At 51.5% G+C, this 25,080-nt stretch carries 24 protein-coding genes; 13 read left to right on the top strand and 11 right to left on the bottom strand.

What is annotated here, in order from left to right; translation table 11 throughout:
• The first annotated feature begins 13 nt into the window (after positions 1-13).
• Genes BLT35_RS05665 through BLT35_RS05655 form a run of 4 tightly spaced genes read left to right on the top strand, consistent with a single transcriptional unit; the run spans position 14 to position 3,050 of the window.
• A complete protein-coding gene (locus BLT35_RS05665; protein WP_074727255.1) occupies positions 14-1,384 on the top strand; it encodes a hemolysin family protein in 1,371 nt (456 codons plus the stop codon).
• Positions 1,385-1,401: 17 nt separating this feature from the next.
• A complete protein-coding gene (locus tag BLT35_RS05660) occupies positions 1,402-2,022 on the top strand; it encodes an AI-2E family transporter (RefSeq protein ID WP_254777519.1) in 621 nt (206 codons plus the stop codon).
• On the top strand, positions 2,001-2,123 hold the full coding sequence (locus BLT35_RS27775) for a hypothetical protein (protein WP_302848186.1): 123 nt from the start codon (positions 2,001-2,003) through the stop codon (positions 2,121-2,123). Before BLT35_RS05660 ends, BLT35_RS27775 begins: the two co-directional genes overlap by 22 nt.
• 42 nt (positions 2,124-2,165) lie before the next feature.
• Positions 2,166-3,050, top strand: coding sequence for a YitT family protein (locus tag BLT35_RS05655; RefSeq protein ID WP_062406925.1), 885 nt, complete (start codon positions 2,166-2,168; stop codon positions 3,048-3,050).
• A 95-nt stretch (positions 3,051-3,145) separates the two neighbouring features.
• Here BLT35_RS05655 and BLT35_RS05650 read toward each other — a convergent pair whose 3' ends face one another.
• Together BLT35_RS05650 and BLT35_RS05645 are read right to left on the bottom strand one after the other, a co-directional pair.
• The gene (locus tag BLT35_RS05650) at positions 3,146-3,652 is read right to left on the bottom strand and encodes a hypothetical protein (protein WP_054820364.1); all 507 of its coding nucleotides are present in this window, start codon (positions 3,650-3,652) and stop codon (positions 3,146-3,148) included.
• A 46-nt stretch (positions 3,653-3,698) separates the two neighbouring features.
• Positions 3,699-4,721: a transposase gene (locus BLT35_RS05645; RefSeq protein ID WP_139170768.1), complete on the bottom strand. Its 1,023-nt coding sequence runs from the start codon at positions 4,719-4,721 to the stop codon at positions 3,699-3,701.
• A 178-nt stretch (positions 4,722-4,899) separates the two neighbouring features.
• On the opposite strand from BLT35_RS05645, the gene BLT35_RS05640 reads away from it, so the two are divergent.
• The 5 genes from BLT35_RS05640 (at position 4,900) to BLT35_RS05620 (ending at position 7,766) form a co-directional block, all read left to right on the top strand.
• Positions 4,900-5,103 (top strand): spore coat associated protein CotJA, encoded by a 204-nt coding sequence (locus tag BLT35_RS05640; RefSeq protein WP_074727254.1) that lies wholly within the window; start codon positions 4,900-4,902, stop codon positions 5,101-5,103.
• Positions 5,104-5,126: 23 nt separating this feature from the next.
• Entirely contained in the window at positions 5,127-5,390 is a 264-nt protein-coding gene (locus BLT35_RS05635; RefSeq protein ID WP_074727253.1) for a spore coat protein CotJB, read from the top strand.
• Between the two features lie 28 nt (positions 5,391-5,418).
• Entirely contained in the window at positions 5,419-5,988 is a 570-nt protein-coding gene (locus BLT35_RS05630) for a manganese catalase family protein (RefSeq protein ID WP_074727252.1), read from the top strand.
• Between the two features lie 223 nt (positions 5,989-6,211).
• Entirely contained in the window at positions 6,212-6,994 is a 783-nt protein-coding gene (locus tag BLT35_RS05625; protein ID WP_174350930.1) for a class I SAM-dependent methyltransferase, read from the top strand.
• A gap of 118 nt (positions 6,995-7,112) precedes the next feature.
• Positions 7,113-7,766, top strand: a complete 654-nt coding sequence (locus BLT35_RS05620; RefSeq protein WP_062410824.1) for an HAD family hydrolase — start codon at positions 7,113-7,115, stop codon at positions 7,764-7,766.
• 49 nt (positions 7,767-7,815) lie between these two features.
• On the opposite strand, the gene BLT35_RS05615 is transcribed toward BLT35_RS05620, so the two are convergent.
• From BLT35_RS05615 to BLT35_RS05595, 5 genes are all read right to left on the bottom strand, one after another.
• The gene (locus BLT35_RS05615) at positions 7,816-8,919 is read right to left on the bottom strand and encodes a YheC/YheD family endospore coat-associated protein (RefSeq protein WP_137669887.1); all 1,104 of its coding nucleotides are present in this window, start codon (positions 8,917-8,919) and stop codon (positions 7,816-7,818) included.
• Between the two features lie 7 nt (positions 8,920-8,926).
• Complete coding sequence (locus BLT35_RS05610; protein WP_062406931.1) at positions 8,927-10,114, bottom strand: YheC/YheD family endospore coat-associated protein; 1,188 nt, start codon at positions 10,112-10,114, stop codon at positions 8,927-8,929.
• Positions 10,115-11,479: a YheC/YheD family endospore coat-associated protein gene (locus tag BLT35_RS05605; protein WP_062406933.1), complete on the bottom strand. Its 1,365-nt coding sequence runs from the start codon at positions 11,477-11,479 to the stop codon at positions 10,115-10,117.
• A gap of 223 nt (positions 11,480-11,702) precedes the next feature.
• The gene (locus tag BLT35_RS05600; RefSeq protein ID WP_083351214.1) at positions 11,703-12,926 is read right to left on the bottom strand and encodes a YheC/YheD family endospore coat-associated protein; all 1,224 of its coding nucleotides are present in this window, start codon (positions 12,924-12,926) and stop codon (positions 11,703-11,705) included.
• Between the two features lie 79 nt (positions 12,927-13,005).
• The gene (locus tag BLT35_RS05595) at positions 13,006-14,379 is read right to left on the bottom strand and encodes a YheC/YheD family endospore coat-associated protein (RefSeq protein WP_074727250.1); all 1,374 of its coding nucleotides are present in this window, start codon (positions 14,377-14,379) and stop codon (positions 13,006-13,008) included.
• Positions 14,380-14,529: 150 nt separating this feature from the next.
• Here BLT35_RS05595 and BLT35_RS05590 point away from each other — a divergent pair, with 150 nt between their 5' ends.
• The gene (locus tag BLT35_RS05590) at positions 14,530-15,702 is read left to right on the top strand and encodes a DUF445 domain-containing protein (RefSeq protein ID WP_074727249.1); all 1,173 of its coding nucleotides are present in this window, start codon (positions 14,530-14,532) and stop codon (positions 15,700-15,702) included.
• Here the strand turns inward: BLT35_RS05590 and BLT35_RS05585 are convergent.
• On the bottom strand, positions 15,666-16,799 hold the full coding sequence (locus tag BLT35_RS05585; protein WP_083351205.1) for a CdaR family transcriptional regulator: 1,134 nt from the start codon (positions 16,797-16,799) through the stop codon (positions 15,666-15,668). The two genes, BLT35_RS05590 and BLT35_RS05585, sit on opposite strands and share 37 nt — an antisense overlap.
• A 155-nt stretch (positions 16,800-16,954) precedes the next feature.
• Between BLT35_RS05585 and BLT35_RS05580 the strand changes: the two genes are divergently transcribed.
• From BLT35_RS05580 to BLT35_RS05570, 3 genes are read left to right on the top strand one after another with little or no spacing between them, the layout of a single operon-like run.
• Positions 16,955-18,100 (top strand): glycerate kinase, encoded by a 1,146-nt coding sequence (locus BLT35_RS05580; RefSeq protein ID WP_307722566.1) that lies wholly within the window; start codon positions 16,955-16,957, stop codon positions 18,098-18,100.
• 17 nt (positions 18,101-18,117) lie between these two features.
• Complete coding sequence (locus BLT35_RS05575) at positions 18,118-19,077, top strand: D-2-hydroxyacid dehydrogenase (RefSeq protein WP_074727246.1); 960 nt, start codon at positions 18,118-18,120, stop codon at positions 19,075-19,077.
• Between the two features lie 37 nt (positions 19,078-19,114).
• A complete protein-coding gene (locus tag BLT35_RS05570; protein WP_254777518.1) occupies positions 19,115-20,275 on the top strand; it encodes an NAD(P)-binding domain-containing protein in 1,161 nt (386 codons plus the stop codon).
• 160 nt (positions 20,276-20,435) lie between these two features.
• Here the strand turns inward: BLT35_RS05570 and BLT35_RS05565 are convergent, their stop codons facing one another.
• The 3 genes from BLT35_RS05565 to BLT35_RS05555 all read right to left on the bottom strand — a co-directional run bounded on the left by BLT35_RS05565 (position 20,436) and on the right by BLT35_RS05555 (position 25,077).
• Positions 20,436-23,024 (bottom strand): Ig-like domain-containing protein, encoded by a 2,589-nt coding sequence (locus BLT35_RS05565; RefSeq protein ID WP_074727245.1) that lies wholly within the window; start codon positions 23,022-23,024, stop codon positions 20,436-20,438.
• Between the two features lie 464 nt (positions 23,025-23,488).
• Positions 23,489-24,307: a Cof-type HAD-IIB family hydrolase gene (locus BLT35_RS05560; RefSeq protein ID WP_062406945.1), complete on the bottom strand. Its 819-nt coding sequence runs from the start codon at positions 24,305-24,307 to the stop codon at positions 23,489-23,491.
• Entirely contained in the window at positions 24,304-25,077 is a 774-nt protein-coding gene (locus BLT35_RS05555; RefSeq protein ID WP_074727244.1) for a DeoR/GlpR family DNA-binding transcription regulator, read from the bottom strand. The genes BLT35_RS05560 and BLT35_RS05555 overlap by 4 nt, the downstream gene beginning before the upstream one ends.
• Positions 25,078-25,080: the final 3 nt, after the last annotated feature.

Genomic DNA, 25,080 nt, shown 5'->3' with positions numbered 1-25,080 from the left:
AGTTTGAAGATTCTTGGAAATTCAAAGTTCAGGATTCGATTTCGGACGGATTGCTCTGAATCTTCTATTGGTCGCGTTTCTGGTATTCCTCAACGGTTTTTTCGTAGCCGCGGAGTTTGCCCTGGTCAAGGTCAGGCAATCTCGCCTCCAGCAGCTTGAGAGTGAGGGCAACAGCAGGGCGGCCTCCGCGCTGGCCGTAACCAGGAAGCTGGATGCTTACCTCTCCTCCACACAGCTTGGCATCACGCTGGCATCTCTTGGTCTGGGTTGGGTCGGAGAGCCCGCGATCGCTCATCTGATCGTAGAGCCTGCGTTCCAATGGCTTGGCCTGGGAAATGCGTGGTATAAAGATGCCCTTTCCTTCGGGATTGCCTTTGCTATCATTACCTTCCTGCATATCGTGCTGGGTGAATTGGCCCCCAAATCCATTGCCATTCAGAAATCGGAAGCGGCATCTCTCTGGCTGTCGGGTCCTTTGATGATGTTCTATAAATTGTTTTATCCTGCCATCTGGCTTCTGAACGGTGCGGCGAACCGGCTGCTCAGGTTGATCGGGATACAGCCTGCCGTGGAGCAGGAGGCCCATACGGAAGAAGAAATCCGTATTTTGATGGATCAAAGCGCCAAAAGCGGTCACATCGACAAAGACGAGATGGCTTTGTTCGATAACATCTTTGAATTCTCGGAGCGGGTTGCAAGGGAAGTCATGGTACCCCGGACGGATATGGAATGTTTGTTTACGGTACTGACGTTCGGGGAAAATCTGAACATCGTTTACGAAACCAAGCATACCCGCTATCCGGTGGCGACCGATGACAAGGATGACATCATCGGGTTCGTGCATATGTCGGATCTGCTTACGGCCGATCCCGATCAAACGCATGATCTGAAAGATTTTTTGCGGCCTGTTCTGATGGTTCCCGAAGCCATGGAAATCAGTCATGTGCTCAAGCTCATGCAAATGAAACGTTCGCAGATTGCCGTGGTGGTCGATGAGTACGGCGGAACAGCGGGACTGCTTACAGTTGAAGATATTCTGGAGGAAATCGTAGGGGAAATTCACGATGAATTTGATATCCGTGAACGTTCTGAAATCGAAAAGCAGGGAGACATCTATTCGGTTGACGGACGCGTTCTGATCGAGGAGCTTAACGATTTGCTGGCTCTCGGGATTGAGGACGATGAAGTCGATTCCATCGGCGGCTGGATGTTTAAACAGCTGGAGGGTTCAATCCATGTAGGCAAAAAGCTGGAGTACGGCGCATTTTTGTTCGAAATCACGGAAGCCGAGCGGCTTAGAATATTACGCGTATCCATTCAGCAGATAGCCAAACCAATGACCGAGGAAAGCCCGGGCGTTCAATCAAACCAGCATAACGTGTGAGGGAGGAAGGCCGATCCATGTCACTAAGAACGGCAGTATTTTGCGCCTTGGGCGCTATCCTTTTGTACGGTTTGTTTACAACCGGATTTCCGTTTTTGCTGGCTATTTTGATCGCCATATTTTTAGAGCGTCCCGTTCAGATGATGATGAAATATTTTCGAATCGGACGCATGACGGCCTCGGCAGCCGCCTGTACATTATTTACAGCGGTCATACTCGGTTTTTTTTATATGGTTGGCTTCAAAATCATTTCAGAGCTTATACAATTGTTGAAAAGAGCCCCGGGTTATTTGAATGATGCGATCCTGTTCTTTGAGAATACGACCTCAAGCTCCGGGCTGTTGTATCAAACGCTGCCGTCCGGGGTGGCTGAGCAAGTGGTGAAATGGATGGAATCCAGGCTCGATTGCGGAAAATTTGAACGGCATTTTGCTGGCGATTTACGGTTATTCGCTCGGGGTGGCCAAAGTGATTCCAAGCTTGTTTATTTTTTTGTCGTGTTCATCATCGGACTTTATCTGATTTCATTTCATCTTCCGAAGCTGTATGAATCCTTATCGAGCCGAAAATCATTGGCGATGCCATCGGAATCAACGCATTGGCCGCGCTCGTCAGTATGTATGCAGGGTTTCAACTGATCGGCGTCGTCGTACTCGTTCTGGGCCCGGTCATGGTCATTGTATATCAAGCGATGCGCCGCGTCGGATTGCTTAAAATAAACATCAAGCTGGAGGGTTAACTTACAGCATGATCATTCAATCATAGTAAAGGTGGGAATTGTATGCAAGCGGACTTACAGCAAATCAAACAGCATTCAAAGCTGTCCGCAGCGAAGATTGTGCACCGCGCATTTTTTATCTTCCTGGGGGCAGCGCTCGTATCCGTCGGACTCGAAATTTTTCTCGTACCCAACAGGATCATCGACGGAGGCATTGTAGGCATTTCGATCATTTCATCTCATTTGACTGCCCTTCCAGTCGGTATATTCCTGTTGTTACTCAATTTGCCTTTTTTGCTTATCGGCTATAAACAAATCGGCAAAACCTTTGCCCTATCCACATTGTATGCGGTCATCCTGATGTCCCTCGGAACCTGGCTGCTTCATCCGGTAGCTCCGCTTACGATTGATCCTCTGCTCGCATCGGTGTTCGGCGGGGTTATTCTCGGAATCGGGGTCGGGATCGTGATCCGTTTTGGCGGTTCGCTGGACGGTACGGAAATTTTAGCGATTCTGTTCAGCAAAAAAACGCCATTCTCCGTAGGAGAAGTAGTCATGTTTTTTAACCTCTTCATTCTCAGCAGCGCAGGATTTGTCTTCGGTTGGGACCGGGCGATGTACTCGCTTATTGCCTATTTCATTGCTTACAAAATGATTGATATTACCATCGAAGGGTTTGACGAATCCAAATCGGTCTGGGTTATCAGCGACAACAGCCGTGAAATCGGCGATGCCATCATCAGCCGTTTGGGCCGCAGCGTCACTTATTTGCAAGGTGAAGGAGGCTACATGGGCGGCGACAAACTCGTGATTTTCTGTGTAATCAACCGTCTGGAGGAAGCAAAGCTGAAATCGATCGTCGAGGAACTGGATCAGGGCGCATTTCTTGCGATCGGCAACATTCACGACGTGAAGGGCGGACGCTTCAAGAAGAAGGACATTCATTAGTAAGACAAGCTGTCAACAGGGCCTTTTTAATCTCAGGTTACCCAGTATGTGCCGGGTAGCCTTTTTTTTCTACGGCGGCATGAATAACATACATGTTATTTGAGCCATTGGTTTTCTAAATTTTTAAGATAATTTTGTGGATCGCGTTTAAACCGTTTGCGCATAACACTATCGCTCAACCGGTTATTCCATTTTTCTTTCTGTTTCTTGTAGCTTGTGTAGTCGACCATCCTTAAACGGGCGATTAGGTTTTCCTGTTTAAGTCCATCATCAACGAGCACAACCATCTCACCATTCCGTAAGATGTATTCGTTCCAGTTGCGTAGCCCGGTCATCCGACGGTGTCGTGTCTTCGTAGCTCGGAAGAAGCGTTCCAGATCGTTGTTCGTTCTTGGCACATGATAATGATCGTAGCAAGTGAAGAGTCCCTTCCAGAATCCCTTGCTGTAACTAAGGAGATTGTTAACCATTTCCAGATCATTCTCTTCGGTATAGGAAAGCCGAACCCAATCCAACAGCTTTGTCATTTCCCATTCAACTGTCTTGCTTGTCTTATCCATGCTGGGTTCAAGGATTTCTGCAATGTGACGGATTGGCTTCATCCAGCGAGCGACTTTCTCGTATTGTTGCTGAAGGGAATCGACTTTACTAAATATTCTGAAAACGTTTTGAAGTAGGGTGGCCCCCTTTTTTATCCAAGCATTTTTGAAGGGACGCTTGAATGGCTTGGGCCTGTTCATAGATACGCATACCGGGTAAATCTAATGGAGGATTTCCGTCTTCCAAGAGCAATGCACGTACGGCAGCAACGTAACCCTTCGCGATGCTTGCTTCTTGTGAATCCGACTGTTCGATTTTCCGCTCGACTTCACGAATGCCGCGCATGCTTTTCTTGAGCTCGGTCTTTAACTTTCGATCGACATCAACAACCGGTTTCGCGATGTCTTTTAAATAATGGTACTGGCAATATTGATAAGGCACATCGGGCAAAAGCGTCTCCATCGCTAGACGAATGGATTGCTGTCCATCACTAACAATACCGACGATCGGATAGCCTTGCTCGATGATCGGTTGGATGAGCGTTTGTAACTCGGCAGATGAACCACTTTTCATGTTTTTTGCTATTAAGACAGTACCGCTGAATACTTCACGAATTACATAAAGTGTCTCATTGCCTTTCTCTGGCTGGACGCCATCCATAGACAAGATAATACCGCCGTTTTGTTCTGTGACTTCAGCCAGCACTTTCTTCGTATGTTCAGTAAGACTAGCAGCAAGCAATGTTTGATACCGTTCATACAGATTTTGTGCGCTCCGTTCGGATGTCTGAACACCTCTCGCGTTCAATTCATCCGCAATCTCCTTGCGGGTCATATGCCGTTTGAAGCGAAGTTCACCAACTAGGCAAACAACGTCGAAGCCGTAAGGAGAATGCTTCATGCTTATTGCTTCTGCTTCCGCCGATTTGTAGTATACACCTGGCTTCGGGCAATCTGGATTTTCGCAATGGTAGGCCATGCTCCAAACGTGAACGACTTCTTTCAATGTGGCGATTTTCTTATTCCATGCTGTATGTGAACGACGTAATTTCTGTTGGCAGTGAGGACAATTCTTATGTTCAGGTCTAAAGTATATTCTCCGTTGTGGACGCAGACGGTTTTTGGAAAGCAATGCGGGTCAACTCCTTTGGAAATTTTGACCGTAATTACTTCGACAAACCGTTAGGAAGATCCTGTTAGTTATTCATGCCGCCGTAGTTTTTTTTGCGTTATAGAATCGGGAATAAACATAATGGACAAACAGGAGCTGTATATATAGAGGTAGTATGAACCAAGGAGGAACATCCGTTATGGAACAGGAGAAAGTATGGTATCCGTATCATAGTCCGTTCGACCCGTGTCCGCCGATTACAGTGAAGACTTACAGTACCCCGCCAAACCTTTGTATTCACTATCAACCGATGCATCTTCCCCAATACCCGCCGATGGAAGCGCTGATGCGCGGCACGCTCTGGCCGACGCTCTTTAGTCCGTACATTTCGAAAAATTGCTGAAGCGTGAAGGAAGGAGAATAGGTATGCAACAACCGCTTCCGGAACATTTTTACACCATGCTGCAGGAACTGCAGGCGATTGACTTCGTGCTGGTGGAACTCACGCTCTATCTGGATACGCATCCTTTAGACGTTCAAGCCATTCAGCAGTACAATCAGCACGCGCACCAACGAATGCATCTGGCCAGGCGTTTTGAGACGGAATTTGGTCCGCTTATGGCCTATGGCCACAGCTATTCCAGGCATCCCTGGCAATGGATCGAGACGCCCTGGCCATGGCAGGTTTAACCAATGAACGCTGGAGGGGAGCAGTGGCATGTGGATCTATGAAAAGAAGCTGCAATATCCGGTAAAGGTAAGTAAATGCGATCCCAGAATGGCAAAGCTTTTACTGGAGCAATATGGCGGTGCGGACGGCGAGTTGGCCGCGGCGCTGCGGTATTTGAATCAACGCTATACGATTCCGGATAAAGTTATCGGTTTGCTGACGGATATCGGGACAGAGGAATTCGCTCATCTTGAGATGATCGCTACGATGGTATACAAACTGACAAAAGATGCTACGGTGGAGCAGCTGAAGGAGGCCGGATTGGACGCTTATTATGCCAATCATGACCGAGCGCTGTTTTACAGCAATGCGGAGGGCGTTCCTTGGACTGCCGCTTATATTCAAGCCAAAGGAGATCCGATCGCCGATTTGTATGAAGATATAGCGGCGGAAGAGAAGGCCAGAGCTACATATCAATGGTTGATTGATTTGACGGACGATGTGGATTTGCAGGACGGGCTCAAATTTTTGCGGGAGCGGGAGATTGTCCACTCGCTGCGGTTTCGTGAAGCTGTAGAAATATTGAAAGCGGATCAGAGCGAGAAGAAGGTTTTCTGAACGAAAAAGCATTGGTAAGATAAGCGAATTTACTTGTCCAGGCGAAGTCAACGGATTTCGCCTGTTTTGTCGTTTCAACAAGCCGCCGGGCAAAAAGTAAAAAAAATGCGCGTTAACTGGGAGGGCCGACCGAATTGTGATAAATTGGTAATGTTGTTTGAAAGAGATTTTGAAAATTACGGTCCGCCTTATAATCAAACTATGCGGGAGGGAACAAAAAGCCATGATGGATCCAAAACAGGCAAAAGAAACCGTTCGGGATCAGTTTTCCAGAAATGCGGAAAAATATGTGACTAGCAGCATCCATGCCAAAGGAGATGATCTTCCGCTTTTGGTGGAGTGGCTGGAGCCTGGAGCGGACTGGCAAGTGCTTGACGCAGCTACCGGAGGAGGACATGTTTCCAAAGCGCTCTCCCCATTTGTAGCGCAAATAGTTGCAACGGATTTGACAAAGGAGATGCTGGCTGCAGCTCGCAAGCATCTGATAGAGGAAGGCTGCGACAACGTTGGATTTGTGGTGGCTGATGCCGAGGATTTGCCGTTTCTGGACGACTCCTTCGATGCGGTCACCTGCCGGATTGCCGCGCATCATTTTCCTGACCCGGGGCGGTTTATTACGGAAGCGGCACGCGTCTTGAAGCCTGGAGGCAAGCTTCTGCTTATTGATAATGTGGTTCCGGAGGAAGCTCGTCTGGATTTGTTCATCAATACATTGGAAAAGTTAAGGGATGAGAGCCACGTGCGATGCTGCAGCCTGGCTCAGTGGACCGGATGGATGAAGGATGCAGGTCTGGAAGTACGGAAACAGCGGGTCCGCAAGAAGACATTCGAGTTTCCGACCTGGGTCCGGCGAACGGCCAGAACGGAGGAACAGGTAAAGCAGGTCGAATCCCATATCCTGAAGGCGGATAAAGATTTGCAGGAGTACTGCGGATTGGTGCTGAAAGATGGGGCCATTCGCTCCATTACAATTGACGAGTGGATGGTTGTTGCAGGAAAGGAATAAAAGCAGTGGACAATGCCTAATTGACATTCTTTGCAAATCATGGTTGTATAGAACTTGACGTTTTTGAAGGACAGGGGAGGAAAACGAATTGGCGATTGCAATCACAAAGCCGGAGGCTATGATCTTCGACCTGGACGGGACCTTGTTTCAAACGGAGACGTTGCTGCTGCCGGCTTATCGGGCGACGTTCGACAGACTGCGCGAGGAGGGACTGTATGAAGGCGAAACGCCGCCGGAAAAGTACGTTCTCAGCGGTCTGGGCATGTTGCTCGAGCATATTTGGCAGATGGTGATGCCCGAGGTGGACCAAGCAGTTCACCGCAGAGCGGACGAGCTCCTGTTAAAGCTGCAGATTGAAGGGATGGAGCGGGGCGACGGGAAGCTGTATGACGGTGTAGCCCATACTCTTCAAGGGCTCCGCAGCAGGGGAATACGGCTGTTTATCGCAAGCAACGGACTGGAGGATTATGTGAAGGGGGTCATCCGATACCAAGGTCTGGAGACGCTGTTTGAGCCGGGCGGACTTTACAGCGCAGGGGAGTACCGAACCCGGTCAAAGGCGGATCTGGTACGGATGCTCTTGGATCGGCACGGGGTAAGCTCCGCTTGGATGGTAGGTGACCGCTCCTCCGACGTGGAGGCGGGACATGCCAACGGATTGTTTGTCGTCGGCTGCGATTATGCCGGCTTCCGCAAGGAAGGAGAGCTGGATCAGGCAGACGTGAGGATTGCGGATTTCAGCGAACTGCTGAAGCTAGTAGACGAAACGTGAAGGAAGCGACTTGCATTATAACGGAAATCCCATTAGAAAATGGAAAAAATCAGCGGGTTACGCCGCTGATTTTTTGTTTGTTCAGCCAAAGTGCGAATTCGAGAGGACGTCTGACGGCTATCCGGTACGTTTCTAATTCTCCGATCCGGTAAAAGACTTCCCGCGAAGGCTTCGGATTGACTTCAAGCAGCCAGACATGTCCTTTGGGATCAACAGCCAGGTCAATCCCCGCCTCGCAAAGTCTGCCGAATTTATCCTCAAGGTGCTTCATTACGTTTAGACCGAGTTCGTATGCGCTCTTTTTAATGTTCTTCACGACGTCATCCGAATTGAAACGCTTCTTCAGCAAGGCATCCATCGAAATGGCGGTGCCTCCGCCGTGCAGATTGGAAGTAACGGACTGTGCGGGCCCGATCCGGCCGGCGCAGCCGGTGATCTGCCATTCTCCGTTGCCGTCTTTTTGCACCAGCATGCGAAAGTCGTGAACCCGGCCGTCTTTTAAGCGAAGTGGAATTCCTTGCTGAAGGATGTATTTCTCTTCCAGTTTCCAATCACGAAGCTTCACAGGTATTTGCGCTAAGGTCACTTTATGCATGGGAAGTATTCGCCGGTTCGGGTCGCGCCCCTGCATCAGATAGACTCCGCCTCGAAGCCGCTGCAGTCGGATGATGCCGCGGCCTCCAGTTCCGCTTTTTGGCTTCATGAAGATGACCGGATGCTTTTTGAGAAATTGGCCCAGTTCTTTTGCATCTTTATACTTGACGGTTGCCGGCAGGTGAGGTTTGATACTTGAATTCTCGGATAGAAGCTGATGCATGGACCACTTGTTGGTGAGGGGACGGCTTAAATAGCGTAAGGAACTGTACTGCTTGCGGAATCTTGTCAGCTTGCGAAAATTTTCAAGTCCATGGTAACGGCAGCGGTCATAGATGATGGGCGGAAATCTGGTCCACTTTCGGACCCACTTCCCCATTGCAGGATTATATTTCAAAGCGTGAATCCGGGACCTGGTTTTATCTACATCATCTGGTGTGAAGACCAAAATTTCCAGTCCGAGCTTTCGTCCGCTAATGCTCAGCTTACGGAAAAAGGAAATTTCTTCTAGCCTTTGTCCCGCCAAATACATAGCCAATACCCCCACTGGATACCTCACGCGTTTTTCACCTGCTTTCATCGGCAATGCTCTTTATAGCGGACATGGTTGAATTTTTTTTGAAGAACCGTTTGGGCTTTCTTTTGCACAGGTAAATGGAATAGTCGATTAAATTTTCAAGCGATTTTTTTCGGATGGGGGGTTCGTCAAACTTCATCGGCTTGGAGTTGGCTTCGAAAAACCAAATATGTCCAATTTGGTCCACCCCGAGATCCATAGACATTTCGCCGAGGGAATATCCGTACGATTTCTCAATTTGTTTGGCTATGATCAAGGCTGTCTTCCGCGCCTCTCTAATGATGCGTTTGCTGCCAGCTGTTCCGAACGAGGAGTTAAGCAGCTTGACAGGATTGTCAATCGAACCGCCCCGCGGGACGTGGGTCGTAATACTGGACTTTCCCGCAAGCCGCGCGCCAATGCCCGTTATGGTCCACCGGCCTTTGCCGTTCTTCTGCACAAGAACCCGCAGATCGAAAGGTCTTTGCTTGTAGCTTGAAAGGACGATTCCCTGTTGCATGATATATTCTTTGGAGTTAATTTGGCGTTGGATCTCCGTCCACAGTTCCGAAACGGTCGAATACCGGGAGATATGGCTTTTGGTTTTGTTCTGGATACTGAGCTCGTATGAGTTGCCTTTTGAACGTCCGCCACTAATGCGGCTGACCCTCATGATGCCTTTGCCCGCTTTTCCGCGAATCGGTTTAAGGTAAAGGAACGGATAAGCCAGAAGCATCTTATGAAGTTCTGTGCTTGAAGACAAACGCTCCGTGACGGGAATAAAGGGCCTTGTTTTCTGCGATTTGTTAATCCATTCGAAGAGGTTCCATTTGTTAAAAAAGGCCGGATTAAAAAAATGGATCTGTCCGTGGCGCAGACAGGTCTGAATGACCTGCTGCACCTCGGGATAAAGCTCGAATTTTCGGTAAGGAATCCGGTTATAGACAACATGGGGAAGAGGCATCCGCTGTTTGGTCCACGATTTGGTTGAAGGGTGATATGAATAACCGGGGACATGCTTGCCGGACAGCTTGAAATCAGATGTGGTCATGACGTATACCTGCACTCCGCGTTCCTTACCGATTCGGATCAGATCTACAAAGTTATCCTGGTTCCCGCGGAATACTCTTTTTTTGTCGGCATAAGTGAGAATGGCCAGGGTGGGCCGCTTCTGTTTCCTTTGTATGATGGCACCCACTTAAGAATCCCTCCTTGACCGGAATCGGCTCAGGAAGAGACAATAGTCGAAAACATACTGAAGTGAACGTCTTCCCTGCTCCTTGAGGGCAGGGTGTTTAAATATGGACCGCCCTGGTTTGGAGTTGGCTTCGAACATCCAGATGTGTTCGTTTTGATCGATCCCGATATCAAAACCGAGCTCGCCAAGGGTGTGGCGGTCATTGCGTTCGATCGCCTCCGCCAGCTTGATGGCCGTCTCTTTGGCGTTGGCGAGAACAGCCTCCGCCCGCGTTCCTAATACTTCCTTCAACACCTGCTCCGGCGTCATCAATTGGCCGCCGGTACGCACGTGTGTCGTGACGCTGCCTCTGCCGGCCTTCTTGGCTCCGATCGCGGCAACGACCCATTGGTTATTGATGTTCTTGGTCATATGGAAGCGGAAATCGATCGGACAGCTGTCGATTTCAATCAGCCTAATGCCCTGTTGGGCGACATAACCGTTTAAGCCGCTGCTCTGGCGGTTTAACAGGGACATCAGCGATTCAAATTTTTTGAAACGCAGCAGCACATTGCGTTCTCCCCTACGGAAACGTGCGTAATACCCCTGCCTCGGATTATACGTCAACCGGTAAATTCCGATGCCGAGGCTGCCGGCGGTCGGTTTGAGATAAATAAACCGGTGCTTCTCCAGCATTTCCTTCATCTGTGCCGGCGTAGGATTGATACGGGACTCCGGTACGTTTTTGAAGACATCGGTGTCTTCGAGCAGATTGTACACGTCCCATTTGTCAAAGAAGCTCCAGTTGAACAACGGAATGCCCTGCCGCACGAAGCGGTTCTTGAAGGCATTCATGGAAGCGAGCTTCTCCGCTTTGCGGCTTGGCAATCGGTTATAGACCACGTCCGGCAGCGGCAGCACTTTGCGGACCCATCCGCCGCCGCCGCTCGGAACGACTGCGTTTACCGTCTGTTGCGACCAGTTCACGTCACGGGGCGAGAAGCCGAAATAGAACGCTTTGTCTTTCCCGGCCTGCATGAATTGACGGATGAATTCCGTCCGCGAGCCGAAGGGAGCGGAGTTGCCTGGAGAAACGCTGGTCAAGATGCCGATCAGCGGGCCCAGGCGAAGTTCGGTATTGTCGCTAACAATCAGAGTGGTGCCGCTTCTGGGAATGCGTAACTGGGTGTACACATATGACGGTAAATAGACTTGGTTTCCGCTCTTCTTCAGCAGCTTGAGTTGCAAATAGAGGCTTTTGCTGCCGAGCTTTAAGGTCACATTTCTTGCTTTGGCCACCTTCAGGGTTTTGGCCAATTCACTTGTCAAGTAAACGACCCGTTCTTGCCGCTTAATGACATGAATCGTGCAAGTTGTCAAGCTCATGTTGAACCTCCTAAGAGTTTTGCCGGAGGCAAAACTGGCTTCGTATAGATGTGCTTTGCGTTTTGCCGGAGGCAAAACTGGCTTCGTAAGGAATGAGGCAAGAGGATATGAAAACTTTGCGACTGGCAAAGCAGTTCTGATTCGTAGGTACTGTTGGCTTCAGGAGAAGGAACGAGCCTGAGCGCCGATGCGTTCTTTTTTGACGGATGACGTGATTTCCGGCCTAATGGTTTTTTGGCATCCTTGCTCCTTCAACGACTTTCCCGGAGAGTCTTCTTCCCGTGCCTCCGAAATTTTTTCCACGCTTCCTTTCGTCCTGCTGCCGCAAGATATACCATGCATAATGAAGGGGATTGGCCAAAGCTGCACACTTTGCCTGATCGTCTTGCAAATAAGTAAAGATGGAACGGCCGGGCTTGGAATTCACTTCAAGAATCCATAAATTACCGTCCCGGTCGACGCCGTAATCTATCCCGAGCTCGACGAGCCGTCCGTGATATGATTCCAGAGCGATCGGCAGCTCCTCCGAGAGGCGAGTCAGCTTGCGAAGAAGCTCCTCGGCGGCTTCCCGCCCGAATTCCCGGGCGAGGAAGGGAGCGGCGGGCTCTGCCGTGCCTCCTCCATGCAGGTTTGAAGTCAGGCTGCCGTCCCGACCCCGGCGAACAGCCATGCCGGTTAACTGCCAGCGGCCGGTGTCGTTTTTTTGCGCCAGCACGCGCACGTCGTACGCTTCGCCATCTTGGGTCTGCAGCGGCAGATACTGCTGCAGCAGGTAGCTGCGCCGCGCGACAAAACGGCGCAGCCATTCCAGCAGCGCGGCCTTGTCCGCGAAATCCCGCTCAAAAGCGCGGTTTCGCTTATCGCGTCCGCGCACGGTAAATGCCGGTTCAGCGGTGTTTACCGTTCCGGCCGCGGAGAGCGGCCTGCTCCGCACGAGCAGCACGCCGCGGCCTTGCGAGCCGCTTTGCGGCTTCAGGATGACTTCCCGGCATTCCCGGAGCCAGTCTGCCACCGTCCGCATGCCGCGCAGTCGTTCGGTCCGGGGAAGATAAATGCCAAACCGTTCATCCTGCTCCAACAGCTGCTGAACGGTCCATTTGTCTTTAAGGCCGCACCCTAAAAGGCGGACGGACGGGTGTTCGTCCAGACGGCGCATTGCCGCCCGATATGCTGCGTACTGATGCCGTTCGGTGAAAAAACACCGGTCATACACGACGGACGGCAGCGGGAATGTCCGGCACATCCATTGCTTATGATCAGGATCATAGGCATAACCTGTCACTTGCTTTCTGCTCCAATCGATGCCAAGCGGAGTAAACACGAATACCATCAAACCGCTTCGTCTACCGGCTATACACAAGCTGCGGTAGAAGCGGCGGTTGCGAAAAGGCGGATCCTCATCGGTATGCGTCGTCATGATGCCTACCGAACGATCAGCGATCCTCATGAAGCTGGAGATCATCATGCGCGTCACCCCATAAGTGCAGGGAGCTTCCCGAACGGGAAGCCGCCCGAAATGGTAAAACTTAAAAGCTTGCGGAATGTCTGGCGTATTGTACAAGCTTTTTCACCGAAGGCCGGATTTTATTGTCCGCTGCAAGCGGCGTGTTGTCTTCTTTCGACGGCTTCGAATTGACTTCGATCAGCCAAACGCGTCCATGGATATCGATAGCCAGATCGATGCCGAGCTCTGCAAAATGGCCAGGCACTTGTGCTTCGATTCCTTTGGCGATCTGCACCGCCGCCCGGCGCAGCTTCGGAAGTCCGCCGGATGCGGCGGCAGAGCCTGAGCGGGCCAGCGCTTCTTTTACGGTGCTCAAGCTTCCGCCCCGGGCGAGGTTGGAAACAAAATGATGATTTCCCGCAATCCGGGCTACGATGGAGGTAATGGCCCACTGCCCGGTTTCGCCGCGCTGCACTAAAGCGCGGAAATCGATCGGCCTTCCGCCCGCCGTCAGCAGATCCAGTCCCTGCTGGATTTGATAGCGATGTTTTTTCACTTTTCCGGATACGGCGGCAAACACGCCGGTTAGCGAGGAAAACGATTGTTTACGTGCGCCGCTCAGATTGGTAAAATGACAAATGTACGATCCGTCCGGCTGTTTGCGTATCCGAATGATTCCTTTGCCCAGACTTCCCGTAACGGGCTTGAGAAATACGGTTTTATGCTTTGCGCACATGGACTTCAGCATTTGAAAATTCCGCAGCAGGTATGATTCCGGTAAATAAAGATGCAGACCGCTCTCCTTGCGGAGCGCGTCAAAGACTTCCGTTTTGTCCAGATATTTCTCGTTAAACATGATGGTGTTATGACGGGTTTTGACTTGGTTTATAAAATGCTGAACATTCGGCCGTTTTTCCAACTTGCGCGAGGTGAGCCGATTGTAGAGGACATTCGGGATCGGGAGGTTGAGCTTTTCCCATTTCTCACCTCCGGCATAGCGCCACCCCTGAACCGTATCGCTCTGCCCGCGAAGGTCGTCCGGGGTGCAAAAGAACACTACGGCGCCATACAGCTTGCATGCATCGGATAACTCCCTGCAGAATGCCGTGTTCGCGCCAAACAATTTGTCGGGCGACGAAGGATGGACGCGACTGACCATCACGCCGATCAGCGGTCCGATTTGAATCGTACGTGTTCCGGATTTGTACTGCAAACACAACTGGTCACCCTGCGACAGCCCCCATGCGGCAGCAAGCGTTCTGCTTATGCGAAGCGTGCCGGTTTGCGAAACAGGCATGATCTTTACTTCCTGCTTGTTTGCTCCGAAGCGCAAATGCAGAGTAGTGTGAAGCGGGATTTTCCATTTCTTTGCGATCGCATCGCTGAGCATCAGAACGGAGCCGTCCGAGGAAATGCCGGGGTTTTGTATTTGAATCCTGACCTTTGTTCTTTTCATGCGGAACTCCTTCCCAGCAAGGGCTTGCCGTACGGCATGCCTCAGCATGCTTGGAACATTACCAAACGAACTACTTCATCATATGAGGGCGTTTTCCCCTTGGTGAATGGGAAAGAGCCTCTACTTGCAAAAGGATGTGAACTTCGCAGCATGTTGAATGTCTGGTTTATTTTAATGAATATAGCTGTGGCCGGTTTTGTGGGCGGGGTAACCAACCACCTGGCGATCAAAATGCTGTTTCATCCCCGCCGGGAATGGCGCCTCTTCGGAATAAGGGTACCTTTTACGCCGGGTCTTATCCCTAAACGCAAGGACGAAATCGGCCGCTCGCTTGGCAAAGTGGTAGGAGAATATCTGGTTACCGCTCACGGGCTCTCGCAAATGCTGCAAAAGCCTGAAACGAAAGCCCGTCTGGAACAGGCGCTTGGCCGGATTGTAACGGATTGGACGGGACGGGAGATCACGGTACGCGAACTGCTCGCCAAGTGGCTGACTCCCGAAAAGGCGGATGAATGGATTTCGCGGCTTGCCGGATGGCTGCGGGAGCGTACGGGGCGGGGAATCGAATGGCTTTGGCTGGAAAAGGGCTTGGGAGATATGAAGCTGTCGGAACTGCTTCCGGATTGGTCGGAAGAGAAGCGGGAGCGCTTCGTAGAATGGGGAGTCGACTTGTTGATTGAAGAGATCAGGAAGGAACTGATGTCACCGAACGGGGAACATATGCTGCGTCAAATGACGAACCAGTTCATGGGGCAGACAGGCGGTTTTCTGGGCGCGCTGGCCGGCATGTTTATGGATGAATCGAAGACGGTTGAAAAAATCCGGGCGGCTCTTCTTCAACAGCTGGAATCCGCAAATGTGCGGATCACCCTCGGTCATTTTATCCGCAAAAAAGTAGAGCAATTTGAAGACATGAGTTTGTCTGTTGTGCTTGAAGCGGCGGCCAAAGAGGAGAGTCTGCCTTTTCTTAAAGAAAAAGCGCAGTCGCTGCTCCGTTTTGAGGATTGGCTGCATAAGCTGGGAGAGGCCCGCCTGGATGAGGCACTCGGACGTTACAGGGAGACGCTGCTGGAGTATACTCCCGAAGTGGCAGAGCGCCTGCTTGCTCTTCTTGCGAATCATATGGAACGGATCATAGAAGCGATCGAGCTGCCTAAAATCGTCGAAGGGCAGATTGCCCGCTTTCCGATTGAGCGCGTGGAGGAAATCATACTTGGCGTGTCGGGCAAAGAATTCCGGGCCATTACCTGGCTGGGAGTTTTGCTCGGCGGAATCATCGGGTTGATTCAGTCGCTGCTGCTGCCCTTGTTTAATTCCATGTGAAAGCTTTCCGGTCTGAACCACAGCACAAACTGAAGCAGAACGGCATCTTGAAATTGTTGGGGATCGTAGCCCGTTAACGCCTTGATTTGCTCCAAACGGTAAATCATCGTGTTCCGGTGAATATTCAGCATTTTTGCAGAGCTTGCAATACTCAGGCTGCAGTCGAAAAACGCCTGCAGCGTCTCGCGCATTTTGTCGTTCCAGTAAGGCTGAATTTTAGTCAGCAGCCGGTTGCGGTGCTCTAATGGAATTTCATGAACCAAAGCTTTGGCTTCCACGGTGTCAAAGCGGACCAGGGGGCGGTCCTCGGATTCGCCCATACGGAGGGCGAGATCCGCTTCCGTAAACCCGAGACGGATCGCTTCGCGGGTCATGACGGGAGATCCTACTCCAATGGTGTGCTTCAATGCCTCCCGCTCTAACAGCTCCGTCAGCTTGACAAGCTTATGCTCAACGCCTTCCGGGGGAATCTCATAAAAGAGAAAAAGCAGTTTTTGCGGCCGGTACTGACTGATCAGCGCCTTGTCCGATTGAAACATGCGTTGGACCTTGGCAAGAAGGCCTTCATTTCCTTTATTTTCCGAAGGCAGCTTGTAAGCGGCGGCAGCCACCTGATAGGGAGGGCTGAACCGGCAGTGAAGCGTCTCTAGTCTTTGATCGATCATCGGCAAATCCGGAGCGGAGGATTGGAGAAGCTCCTCTACAATCAAATCAACGGTCATTTGCTTCCATTCATCCTGCAGCTTCAGATGTTTCTGCCTGATCATGAGCTCGGTCGTCATCTTGACCAAATGGCCGAAAGGCTTGACCTCATTCGGGGTGCCCGTAATGCCGATCGCTCCTACCACCCGTCCATTATAATGAACGGGCAAATTTATCCCGATGTGAGCTCCGTTCCATTGCGGGACATGATGCTCCTCTACGATCAACTCCCGGTTTTGCCGCATGGCTTCTGCGGCAGCTTCATGGTATTGTCCGATACGGCCGGCATCACCGCTGGCGATAATCGTACCTGTCAAGTCCATGATATTGATGTTGCGGTCAAGCCGTTCCATCGTTTCCTGAACGATTTCGGCGGCCAATTCAGGGGTTAGCATCAGCAGTCCTCCTCTACTTGCATCCTTTTGTATATTATAACTGAATTTGAGTTGAAAATAACTTTAAAATTTAGTTAAAAGCAATAAAGAAAGCGATTACGTTTTCGTGTATGATAAGGATAACAGCAGATAAGATCAGACGGGAAAGAGGATGAATGATGAAAATTGTAGTCGCACCGGATTCCTTTAAAGGAAGCCTGACGGCCGTACAGGTAGGCAATATCATGGCCCGGGCCCTGCTTCAGGAAATTCCATCAGCTGAAGTGAACGTGATTCCTATGGCGGACGGAGGAGAAGGTACAGTCGACGCCTTGGTCAAAGCGACGGACGGCAGCATCGTTCGGCTTCAAGTCACAGGGCCTAGAGGAGAGCGTGTGGACACGTATTATGGCGTCATTACGGATCAAGGAGAGCCTGCTGCGGTTATCGAAGCGGCCAATGTCATCGGACTGCCTATGGTGCCCAAGGAGCACCGGAATCCTCTGCACACGACGACCAGAGGGTTGGGTGAAGTCATTCGCAGCGCTCTGGATCAAGGCTATCGGCGATTGATCATCGGGCTTGGGGGAAGCTCGACCAACGATGGAGGATTGGGGCTTCTTATTGCGCTTGGAGCCCGTTTTACCTGCAAGGACGGACGAGCTGCGGAAGGATACGGCCGTGAGCTCGGGCAGCTGGCCGAGGCGGATTTGAAAGGCTTGGACCCGCGTCTTGCGGATTGCCGAATTACGATTGCCAGCGATGTGACGAATCCGCTGCTCGGGCCGGAGGGCGCTTCCCACATCTTCGGTCCGCAAAAAGGAGCTTCTCCCGAGATCGTACTTCAATTGGACAAAGGCATGAAGTCATATGCTGACCTGCTGGAGGCCCGAATGTCCCTTAGTCTGCGGGATCAGCCGGGAGCCGGTGCCGCAGGAGGGCTTGGCTTTGCGCTGTTGGCCCTGGGAGCTAATATGGTTCCCGGCGCTCGATTGGTGGAAGAAATGTCCGGTTTGAAGCAGCGGATCGATGAGGCGGATTGGGTGATGACCGGAGAAGGCCGAAGCGACGGGCAGACTTTGTTCGGCAAGCTTCCATATCATGTGGCGCAACTGGCCAAGGAAGCAGGAAAGGAAGCTATCCTGATCTCCGGCAGTCTCGGAGACGGCAGCGAACGGCTTACGCCCCATTTTGCCGGCTGCTTTTCTGTCGTACGCGGCCCCTCGACACTTGAGGAATGCATGGAGGATGCCGAGAACCATTTGTTTCAGTGCACGCTGAACGTAGCCCGTTTGTTGTATAAAGCTTCAATCAGATCATAAGGAGGAACCATGCGTACATGAAAATCGTTGTGTTGGACGGATATACCCTGAATCCGGGGGATTTGAATTGGAAGGGTCTGGAGGAACTCGGGGAAACGGTCATTTATGACCGTACCCCTTCAGACGAAATCATTCGTCGGGCCGCGGAGGCCGAGATTGTGCTTACAAACAAGACGCCGCTCTCGGCGGACACGCTTTCGCAGCTGCCGAAGCTGCGCTATATCGGTGTTCTGGCTACCGGATATAATGTGGTAGATATCCAGGCGGCCAAGGAGAGAGGAATTCCCGTTACGAATATACCGGCATACGGAACGAACTCCGTGGCGCAATTTGTATTCGCTCTGCTCCTGGAGCTGTGCCACCGGACACAGTGGCACAGCGATGCCGTTCACGGGGGGGAATGGTCTCGAAGCATTGACTTTTGCTTCACCAAGACGCCCCAAGTAGAGCTGGCCGGCAAGACGCTGGGCCTGATCGGGCTTGGGCGCATCGGTACCCAAACGGCCAGGATTGCCCGCGCTTTCGACATGCGGGTCATCGCAGTCGGCAGCGGCAGAAGCGTACCTCCGCAGGTGGAGGGAGTCGAATGGGTGGAGCTGAATGCGCTTTTGGAGCAGTCCGATGTGGTCAGCCTTCACTGCCCGTTGATACCTTCCACGGAAAAGTTCATCAACGCGGAGCGAATCTCGCGTATGAAGCCTTCGGCTTTTCTGATCAACACCTCGAGAGGTCCTTTAATTGAAGAGAAGGATTTGGCGGCAGCGCTCAATGAAGGGCGTTTGGCCGGAGCGGCTCTGGATGTGCTCTCCGTCGAACCGCCGACGCAGGACAATCCGTTGTTCGGAGCCCAAAACTGCATCATTACTCCCCATATGGCTTGGGCTACTAGAGACGCGAGAGCAAGATTATTGGATACAGCCGTAGGCAACGTGCGGGCTTTTCTTGAAGGCCGGACGGTTCATGTGGTAAATTCGTAAAAAACAATCCTTTTTTATCCAATTTGGAGGGGGAAAAATGACCATGAAACTGGCTTTTATCGGACTTGGCAATATGGGGCTCCCAATGGCTCGGAATTTGGTGAAGGCGAATTACGAAGTGTACGGCGTCAATCGAAGCAAGGCCAAAGAAGATGCTTTCGTGAATGCCGGAGGGAAAGCGGGACGATCCGCAGCTGAATTGGCTCAGGATGTGGATGTGCTGATGACCTGCCTTCCCATGCCCGCTGATGTGGAAAAAGTGTTCCTCGGTGACGACGGAGTCATTCCAAACGGCCGGAAGGGATTGATCCTGATCGACTTCAGCACGGTATCTCCCGACCTGAACCGGAAGATCGCAGCCAGAGCGGAAGAAGCCGGCATGTTCTTCCTGGATGCTCCTGTCAGCGGGGGAACCGTAGGAGCCGAGCAGGGCACGCTGTCCGTTATGGTGGGCGGGGAGAAGGCTGTATTTGATCAGGTTCTTCCCATTTTAGAGGTCGTCGGAAAGAACATTTACCATGTTGGCGCAACAGGCAGCGGTAACGTGGTGAAGCTGATCAATCAGCTGATGGTCGGAATACATACCCAGGCCGCGAGCGAAGCGATGGTGCTCGGTGAAGCTATGGGCGTTTCCAAAGAGACGCTGCATCAAATATTAAGCGCCAGCTTCGCTCAGAGCCGGATTTATGACCGGCACTACACGCAATTTGTGCAGAAGAATGCATTCGAGCCGGGCTTCGCTTTAAATTTGCTGCACAAAGACATGACCTTGCTCGAGTCGATGGCTCAGGAAAGCGGCACCCCGATTCCGCTCGGTTCTTATGCCGGGATGATGCTCGCATCCGCAAAGGCCGGAGGATTCGGCGACAAAGATATGTCGTCCATGTACTTATACAACAAAGAACGCGCAAGCGTGAAGACAGAGCGGAAGTATTTTGCCGTGTTTCTTCCCATGAAGGATGCGGAAAAAAGTCAGATCTATCGTCCTCAGCATCTGGCCTTTCTGGAGGAGCAGCGCAATGCGGGCAGGCTCTTTGCGAACGGCCGCTTCGCGGACGGAGGCGGCGGCTTGGTCGTTTACATCGCGCAAAACGAAGAAGAAGTGAAATCGTGGGTGGAACAGGATCCTTATATTGTTCAGGGGGCCAGAAGCTACGAAATTCACGAGTGGGATCTGGTGAAAGGCCACTTGTTTTAAGGCTTCATTGTCCTTAAGGCCGTCCGGTTTCCATACGGTTTCATTCGATAAAAAAAGCCTGCAGCTCCTTCCGTCAGGAAGGTTTGTCTGCAGGCAGGAGGATCCGCTTCGGCGGATCCTTATCATTTTATAAAAGATGATAAAAGCTGGATGTTATCGGTTAGTTCACGATGACATATACCGTCGTTTTCTTCTTGGCATAGCTTACCGTAACCGTCGCCTTCCCTTTCCCGGTAGCTTTGATGATCCCGTCCTTCACATCGGCAACGCGAATGTTGGACGAGGTCCATAGCGCCGGAACGCTAACATCTTCCTCCGACAGGTCAGCAAAGGTAGCGGTCGCTTTTACCTTTGCAGTGGCCCCCTGCTTCAACTCTACCTTAACAACGTCCGTTTTCAAATATTTCAGCTTGTCGACCTCTGTAGGAATCGCAATGCTTTTGCCGCCAAAAGATACGGAGATCGTCGCATTGCCTGCGGATACGCCCGTTACTAAACCATTGTTTACATTGGCGATTTTATAATTGCTTGATTTCCATTGAGCGCTGGCGGTTACGTCTTTTTTGCTTCCGTCCGAAAGCGTGGCGGTTAGCGTAATTTGTTCCGTAGACCCGGATTTCGTGGAAATGAACCGCTTATCCACCTCCAACGTCTGTACGACACCGATCTCTACAGATATCGAGACCGTTTTGCCGCCGTATTTTGCCGTAATCGTAGCTTTTCCGCGAGAGACTGGAGTCACCGTGCCCTTATCCACCGTGACGATCGCGGTATTGCTCGATGTCCAATCCGCTTCCGCCGTTACATCCTTGACCGTTCCGTTTGCATCGGTGGCATTTAACGTAATCGCCCTCGTTTCGTTCAAATCGAAGTGAAGAAAAGCCGGATTTGCCGTCAGCTTGTCGGCCATATCCACTTGAACCGTAAAGGTCACCGTCTTGCTTTCAAATGACGCCGTAATGGTCGCTTCCCCGGAGCCAACAGCAGTAACCACACCCGCATCAACCGATGCCGCTTTGGCATTCGAGCTTGTCCATTCGGCTTCCGTGGAAACCTTCTTTGTCGTACCGTCCGTATACGTTGCAGTCAAGTCAAGAGCTTGAGCCGCTCCTTTTTTCAAAGACAGGATGGTCTGGCTTGTTGTAGTCAAGCTTTTCAGCACGCCGACGGATACTTGGACGGTTGTCGATCTTGTTCCGTACTTGGCCGTAATCGTAACAGCCCCGGTACCTACACCGGTAATCTGGCCTTTGCTTACTTCGGCGATGGCCGAAGAGCTTGTCGACCATTCCGCTTTATCGGTAATATCCACGGTTCTTCCGTCGCTGTAAATGGCGCTTAGTGTAACCTGTTCGTAGCCGCCGACTTGAAAGCTGACGGTTTTCAAGCTTGGCTTGATCGTAATCGGGATGTCCACGGATACTTTAATCGCAACGCTTTTACCGCCGTAATTGGCCGTCACGGTTGCTTCACCGGCTTTATAAGCGGTTACCTTGCCGCTCAAAACGGAAGCGACGGCATCATTGTCAATCGACCATTTGGCCTGGTCCGTTACATCTTCCTGCGTACCATCAGCATATGTGGCCCATAATACGATGGAATCGCTTTTGCCCGTTTGCAGATCCAGCGTATCCTTTTCCGGCTCCAGCCTTTTCGGCACATCGACGTCGACGGTCACGGCCGCTGTTTTCTGACCGTATTTTGCCGTAATGATCGCTTCGCCCGATGCATTGGCAAACAATTTGCCTTTGACGACGCTAACGACAGCTTCATTGCTCGAAGACCATTCCGCCCGGCCGGTAATTTCCTCTGTGTTTCCTTCGGCGTAGCTTGCCGTCAGCTTCAACTGCCGGGTGTCGTTCTTTTTCATTAATATGTTTTCCATTCCGAGATCGAGCTTGATGGCATGATCGACATCCACTTTAATCGTGGCCGATTTCGTTCCGTAAGATCCGGTGATCGTCGCCTGTCCCGGACCGTATCCGGTAATTTTTCCCTTCAGAACGTCGGCGATATCCGGGTTGTCCGATTCCCATTCAGCCTTGTCCGAGACGTCTTCCGAGGACCCGTCCGGATAAGTGGCCAGCAGCTGTACGGTATCCGAATCGTTTAATAATAAAGATACTTTCGATTTATCCGGATCGACGCGCTTCACAATTTCGATATTGACCGGGATAGATACGGACTGGTTGTTATATTTGGCCGAAACGATAGCCGTACCTGAATTTTGCCCCGTAACCAAGCCGTTGACCACCGTAGCGACCTGACCATTATCGATATTCCAATCGGCTTTCGAAGTCACGTCTTCCGAAGCACCGTCATCATAATAGGCGGTAAGGGTGACCTGTTCCGATTTGCCTTTGCGTAAATCGATGGTTTGCTTATCCTTGATCAGCGACCGGACACGCTTGTTCACGGTCACGTTTACGATCACGGTTTTTCCCAGGTAAGTCGCCGTGATGACGGCTTTTCCTTCTTTTTTTGCGGTGACCACTCCCGCGTATACCGATGCGATATCCGATGCTCCTGAATTCCAGTCCGTTTTAACCGTCACCTCTTCTGTCGTTCCGTTAGTATGCACGGCCGTAGCTGTTAAAGCTGCGGTGCTGCCAACCTCCAGCGTCAGCTCGTTTTTATTCAGCACCAGACTGGAAATTTCCGCAGCCATCGCGCTCATTGCGCCAAAGCTGCTTGATACGATCGTCAAAACAAGTAACCCCAGCAAAAGCTTTTTTGCCCGCAAGCCCATATAGTACCATCTCCTTAGTCATTTTTCTGATAGGTCAATCTTTGTCAAAAAAAAGACCTTCTCCAGTCTCCCGGCTGCAAGCCCAATTTGGGCATTCTTCGTGACTTTGAAACCGCAATCCTCCTTTTAGATGAAAAGTCTTTCGTCTGAATAGGGGTCTCCATGAGCTCGTTTTCCTGCTTTGATCGACGACATAATTTTGGAAACCTCACCCATCGTATATCGACGGGATTCTTCAAAAATTTTAGTTTTGGAAGCTGAAAGAATGCTGAAAATGTACTCTTCGGATAAAACACTTAAGAAATAACGCCATCAGCATAAATAGAAATCTGTAAACTACCTTCAAAAACAAAAACAGGGCCGTCCCATAAGTCAACCCTGGAGTAACTGGATGACTGAGGGACAGCCCTTGTGATTTTCAGCGTAACAGTGACAATCTGCCGCCGAAGGCGGTTCTAGCCCTTTCAGCTGCTCCGGTTCGAGCGTCCGTGAAGAGAGGCATTGTGTGAGAGGATCCGTTTAATGCCTTCCGCTACACCCGATACAGAGTGCGCCGCTTTTGCCTGAACGTCAGGGTGGCTGGCAGCCATCGCAAAGCTGTGCGGCGTGACTGCGAACATGGATAAATCATTAAACGAATCGCCAAAGCAGGCGGTCTCCTCCAGCTTCATGCCCAAATGTTCAAGAAGCGAGAGCAGTCCGGTGCCCTTGGAGGTGTGCCGCGGCATGACATCCATGCAGTCCACATCAGAGATATAGGCATCAATGGCTTCGCCATACTTGCCTTTCAACACCTTCTGGAACTGCAAAAGCTCGCCGACATCGCCCATGAAGGAGATTTTGCCGCATACCAGCTGCCGGCCCAGCTTTTCCTGCAGGTCGTTCATTTCCACAAGCGGAGCCATCAGACGGCTGCTCAGCTCTTCCGCCCGTTCGCTCCAGCGTTCTACGACATAGCTGTCGGGGGCGGCGATCAGGGTCAGGAAGGGTGTACCGGAAGCCGCCTGCGCAAGATCCGCGATCAGCTCGCGTTCAAATGCGCTTTGATGAATCAGCTTTCCTTCCGCGGTGTGCACGTAAGCGCCGTTTTGGGAGATCGCGTGACCGGTAATCCCCAGCTCCTCCATGACGCTGACGATTTCGGGCCGCATTCTTCCGGAAGCGAATGCAACGGCAATCCCTTGTGCCTTTGCTTCTTGGAGCGCCTGTCTATCTTCCGGACGAACGGCCTTATGGTTGTGCAGCAGAGTGCCGTCCAAATCGCTGACAATCAATCGGATCATGGTTCGTTCTCTCCTTTGGCAATCATGATATTGATATCGTGGCGCAGCAGCGCTTCTTTCATCCCGTCCTCCGGCTCGCGGTCGGTGATCAGAATGTCGATGCTTTCCAGTCCGGCTACCCGGTAAAATTGGCGAAGCCCGAATTTCGTATGGTCCGCCAGCACAATGACCTGATCGCTTCTGCGCATCATTTCTTTCATCACATACCCTTCTTCTTCAAAAGGGTTTGTCAGTCCGTCGGGGGTAATCCCGCTGGTGCCGATGATCAGCTTGTCGGCCTGATAATCACGCAGCATTTCGAGAGTCCGTGCGCCAAAGATAAACCGGTGACGCGGATGCACGACGCCTCCGAGCAGATGGACGGTAATGCCCGGTCTTTGCGAGAGAAGTCCGGCGATGTCGATGGAATTGGTCACGATCACGTGCCCGTCCGTGCGCAGCTCTTCCGCCGCATTCATGACGGTGGTCGAGGCGTCCATGAACAAGTAGTCTCCTGTCTGCACCAAGGAGGCGGCCAGACGTCCGATGGCCCGTTTTACGGCGGGCTCCTCCTGAAGCCGGTCTCCGTAGCCCGAGACATCTTTATTGAGCCCGCGCCATATCGCGCCCCCGCGGGTACGCAGAATCTGGCCCTGCTCCTCAAGCTTGACGATATCCCGGCGAGCCGTATCCCTCGAAACCTGAAACAACTCGCAGATGTCTTCGACGGAGATTCGCTGATGCTGCCGAATATGCTCCAAAATGGCGATCAATCGCTCCTCTTGGTACATGGT

The organism is Paenibacillus naphthalenovorans (assembly GCF_900099895.1).
In the GTDB taxonomy this organism is placed as follows: Bacteria; Bacillota; Bacilli; order Paenibacillales; family NBRC-103111; genus Paenibacillus_G; species Paenibacillus_G naphthalenovorans.
Note: the sequence above shows the minus strand (reverse complement) of the source record. Positions and strands in the feature narration are given on the sequence as shown.

Excerpts from the sequence above, each read along its gene's own strand:
- BLT35_RS05660 (WP_254777519.1), top strand. The coding sequence starts at position 1,402 with ATGTCACTAAGAACGGCAGTATTTTGCGCCTTGGGCGCTATCCTTTTG.
- BLT35_RS27775 (WP_302848186.1), top strand. The coding sequence starts at position 2,001 with ATGTATGCAGGGTTTCAACTGATCGGCGTCGTCGTACTCGTTCTGGGC.
- BLT35_RS05655 (WP_062406925.1), top strand. The coding sequence starts at position 2,166 with ATGCAAGCGGACTTACAGCAAATCAAACAGCATTCAAAGCTGTCCGCA.
- BLT35_RS05650 (WP_054820364.1), bottom strand. The coding sequence starts at position 3,652 with ATGAAGCCAATCCGTCACATTGCAGAAATCCTTGAACCCAGCATGGAT.
- BLT35_RS05640 (WP_074727254.1), top strand. The coding sequence starts at position 4,900 with ATGGAACAGGAGAAAGTATGGTATCCGTATCATAGTCCGTTCGACCCG.
- BLT35_RS05635 (WP_074727253.1), top strand. The coding sequence starts at position 5,127 with ATGCAACAACCGCTTCCGGAACATTTTTACACCATGCTGCAGGAACTG.
- BLT35_RS05630 (WP_074727252.1), top strand. The coding sequence starts at position 5,419 with ATGTGGATCTATGAAAAGAAGCTGCAATATCCGGTAAAGGTAAGTAAA.
- BLT35_RS05625 (WP_174350930.1), top strand. The coding sequence starts at position 6,212 with ATGATGGATCCAAAACAGGCAAAAGAAACCGTTCGGGATCAGTTTTCC.
- BLT35_RS05620 (WP_062410824.1), top strand. The coding sequence starts at position 7,113 with ATGATCTTCGACCTGGACGGGACCTTGTTTCAAACGGAGACGTTGCTG.
- BLT35_RS05605 (WP_062406933.1), bottom strand. The coding sequence starts at position 11,479 with ATGAGCTTGACAACTTGCACGATTCATGTCATTAAGCGGCAAGAACGG.
- BLT35_RS05600 (WP_083351214.1), bottom strand. The coding sequence starts at position 12,926 with ATGAGGATCGCTGATCGTTCGGTAGGCATCATGACGACGCATACCGAT.
- BLT35_RS05595 (WP_074727250.1), bottom strand. The coding sequence starts at position 14,379 with ATGAAAAGAACAAAGGTCAGGATTCAAATACAAAACCCCGGCATTTCC.
- BLT35_RS05590 (WP_074727249.1), top strand. The coding sequence starts at position 14,530 with ATGTTGAATGTCTGGTTTATTTTAATGAATATAGCTGTGGCCGGTTTT.
- BLT35_RS05585 (WP_083351205.1), bottom strand. The coding sequence starts at position 16,799 with ATGCTAACCCCTGAATTGGCCGCCGAAATCGTTCAGGAAACGATGGAA.
- BLT35_RS05580 (WP_307722566.1), top strand. The coding sequence starts at position 16,955 with ATGATGAAAATTGTAGTCGCACCGGATTCCTTTAAAGGAAGCCTGACG.
- BLT35_RS05575 (WP_074727246.1), top strand. The coding sequence starts at position 18,118 with ATGAAAATCGTTGTGTTGGACGGATATACCCTGAATCCGGGGGATTTG.
- BLT35_RS05570 (WP_254777518.1), top strand. The coding sequence starts at position 19,115 with ATGACCATGAAACTGGCTTTTATCGGACTTGGCAATATGGGGCTCCCA.
- BLT35_RS05565 (WP_074727245.1), bottom strand. The coding sequence starts at position 23,024 with ATGGGCTTGCGGGCAAAAAAGCTTTTGCTGGGGTTACTTGTTTTGACG.
- BLT35_RS05560 (WP_062406945.1), bottom strand. The coding sequence starts at position 24,307 with ATGATCCGATTGATTGTCAGCGATTTGGACGGCACTCTGCTGCACAAC.
- BLT35_RS05555 (WP_074727244.1), bottom strand. The coding sequence starts at position 25,077 with ATGTACCAAGAGGAGCGATTGATCGCCATTTTGGAGCATATTCGGCAG.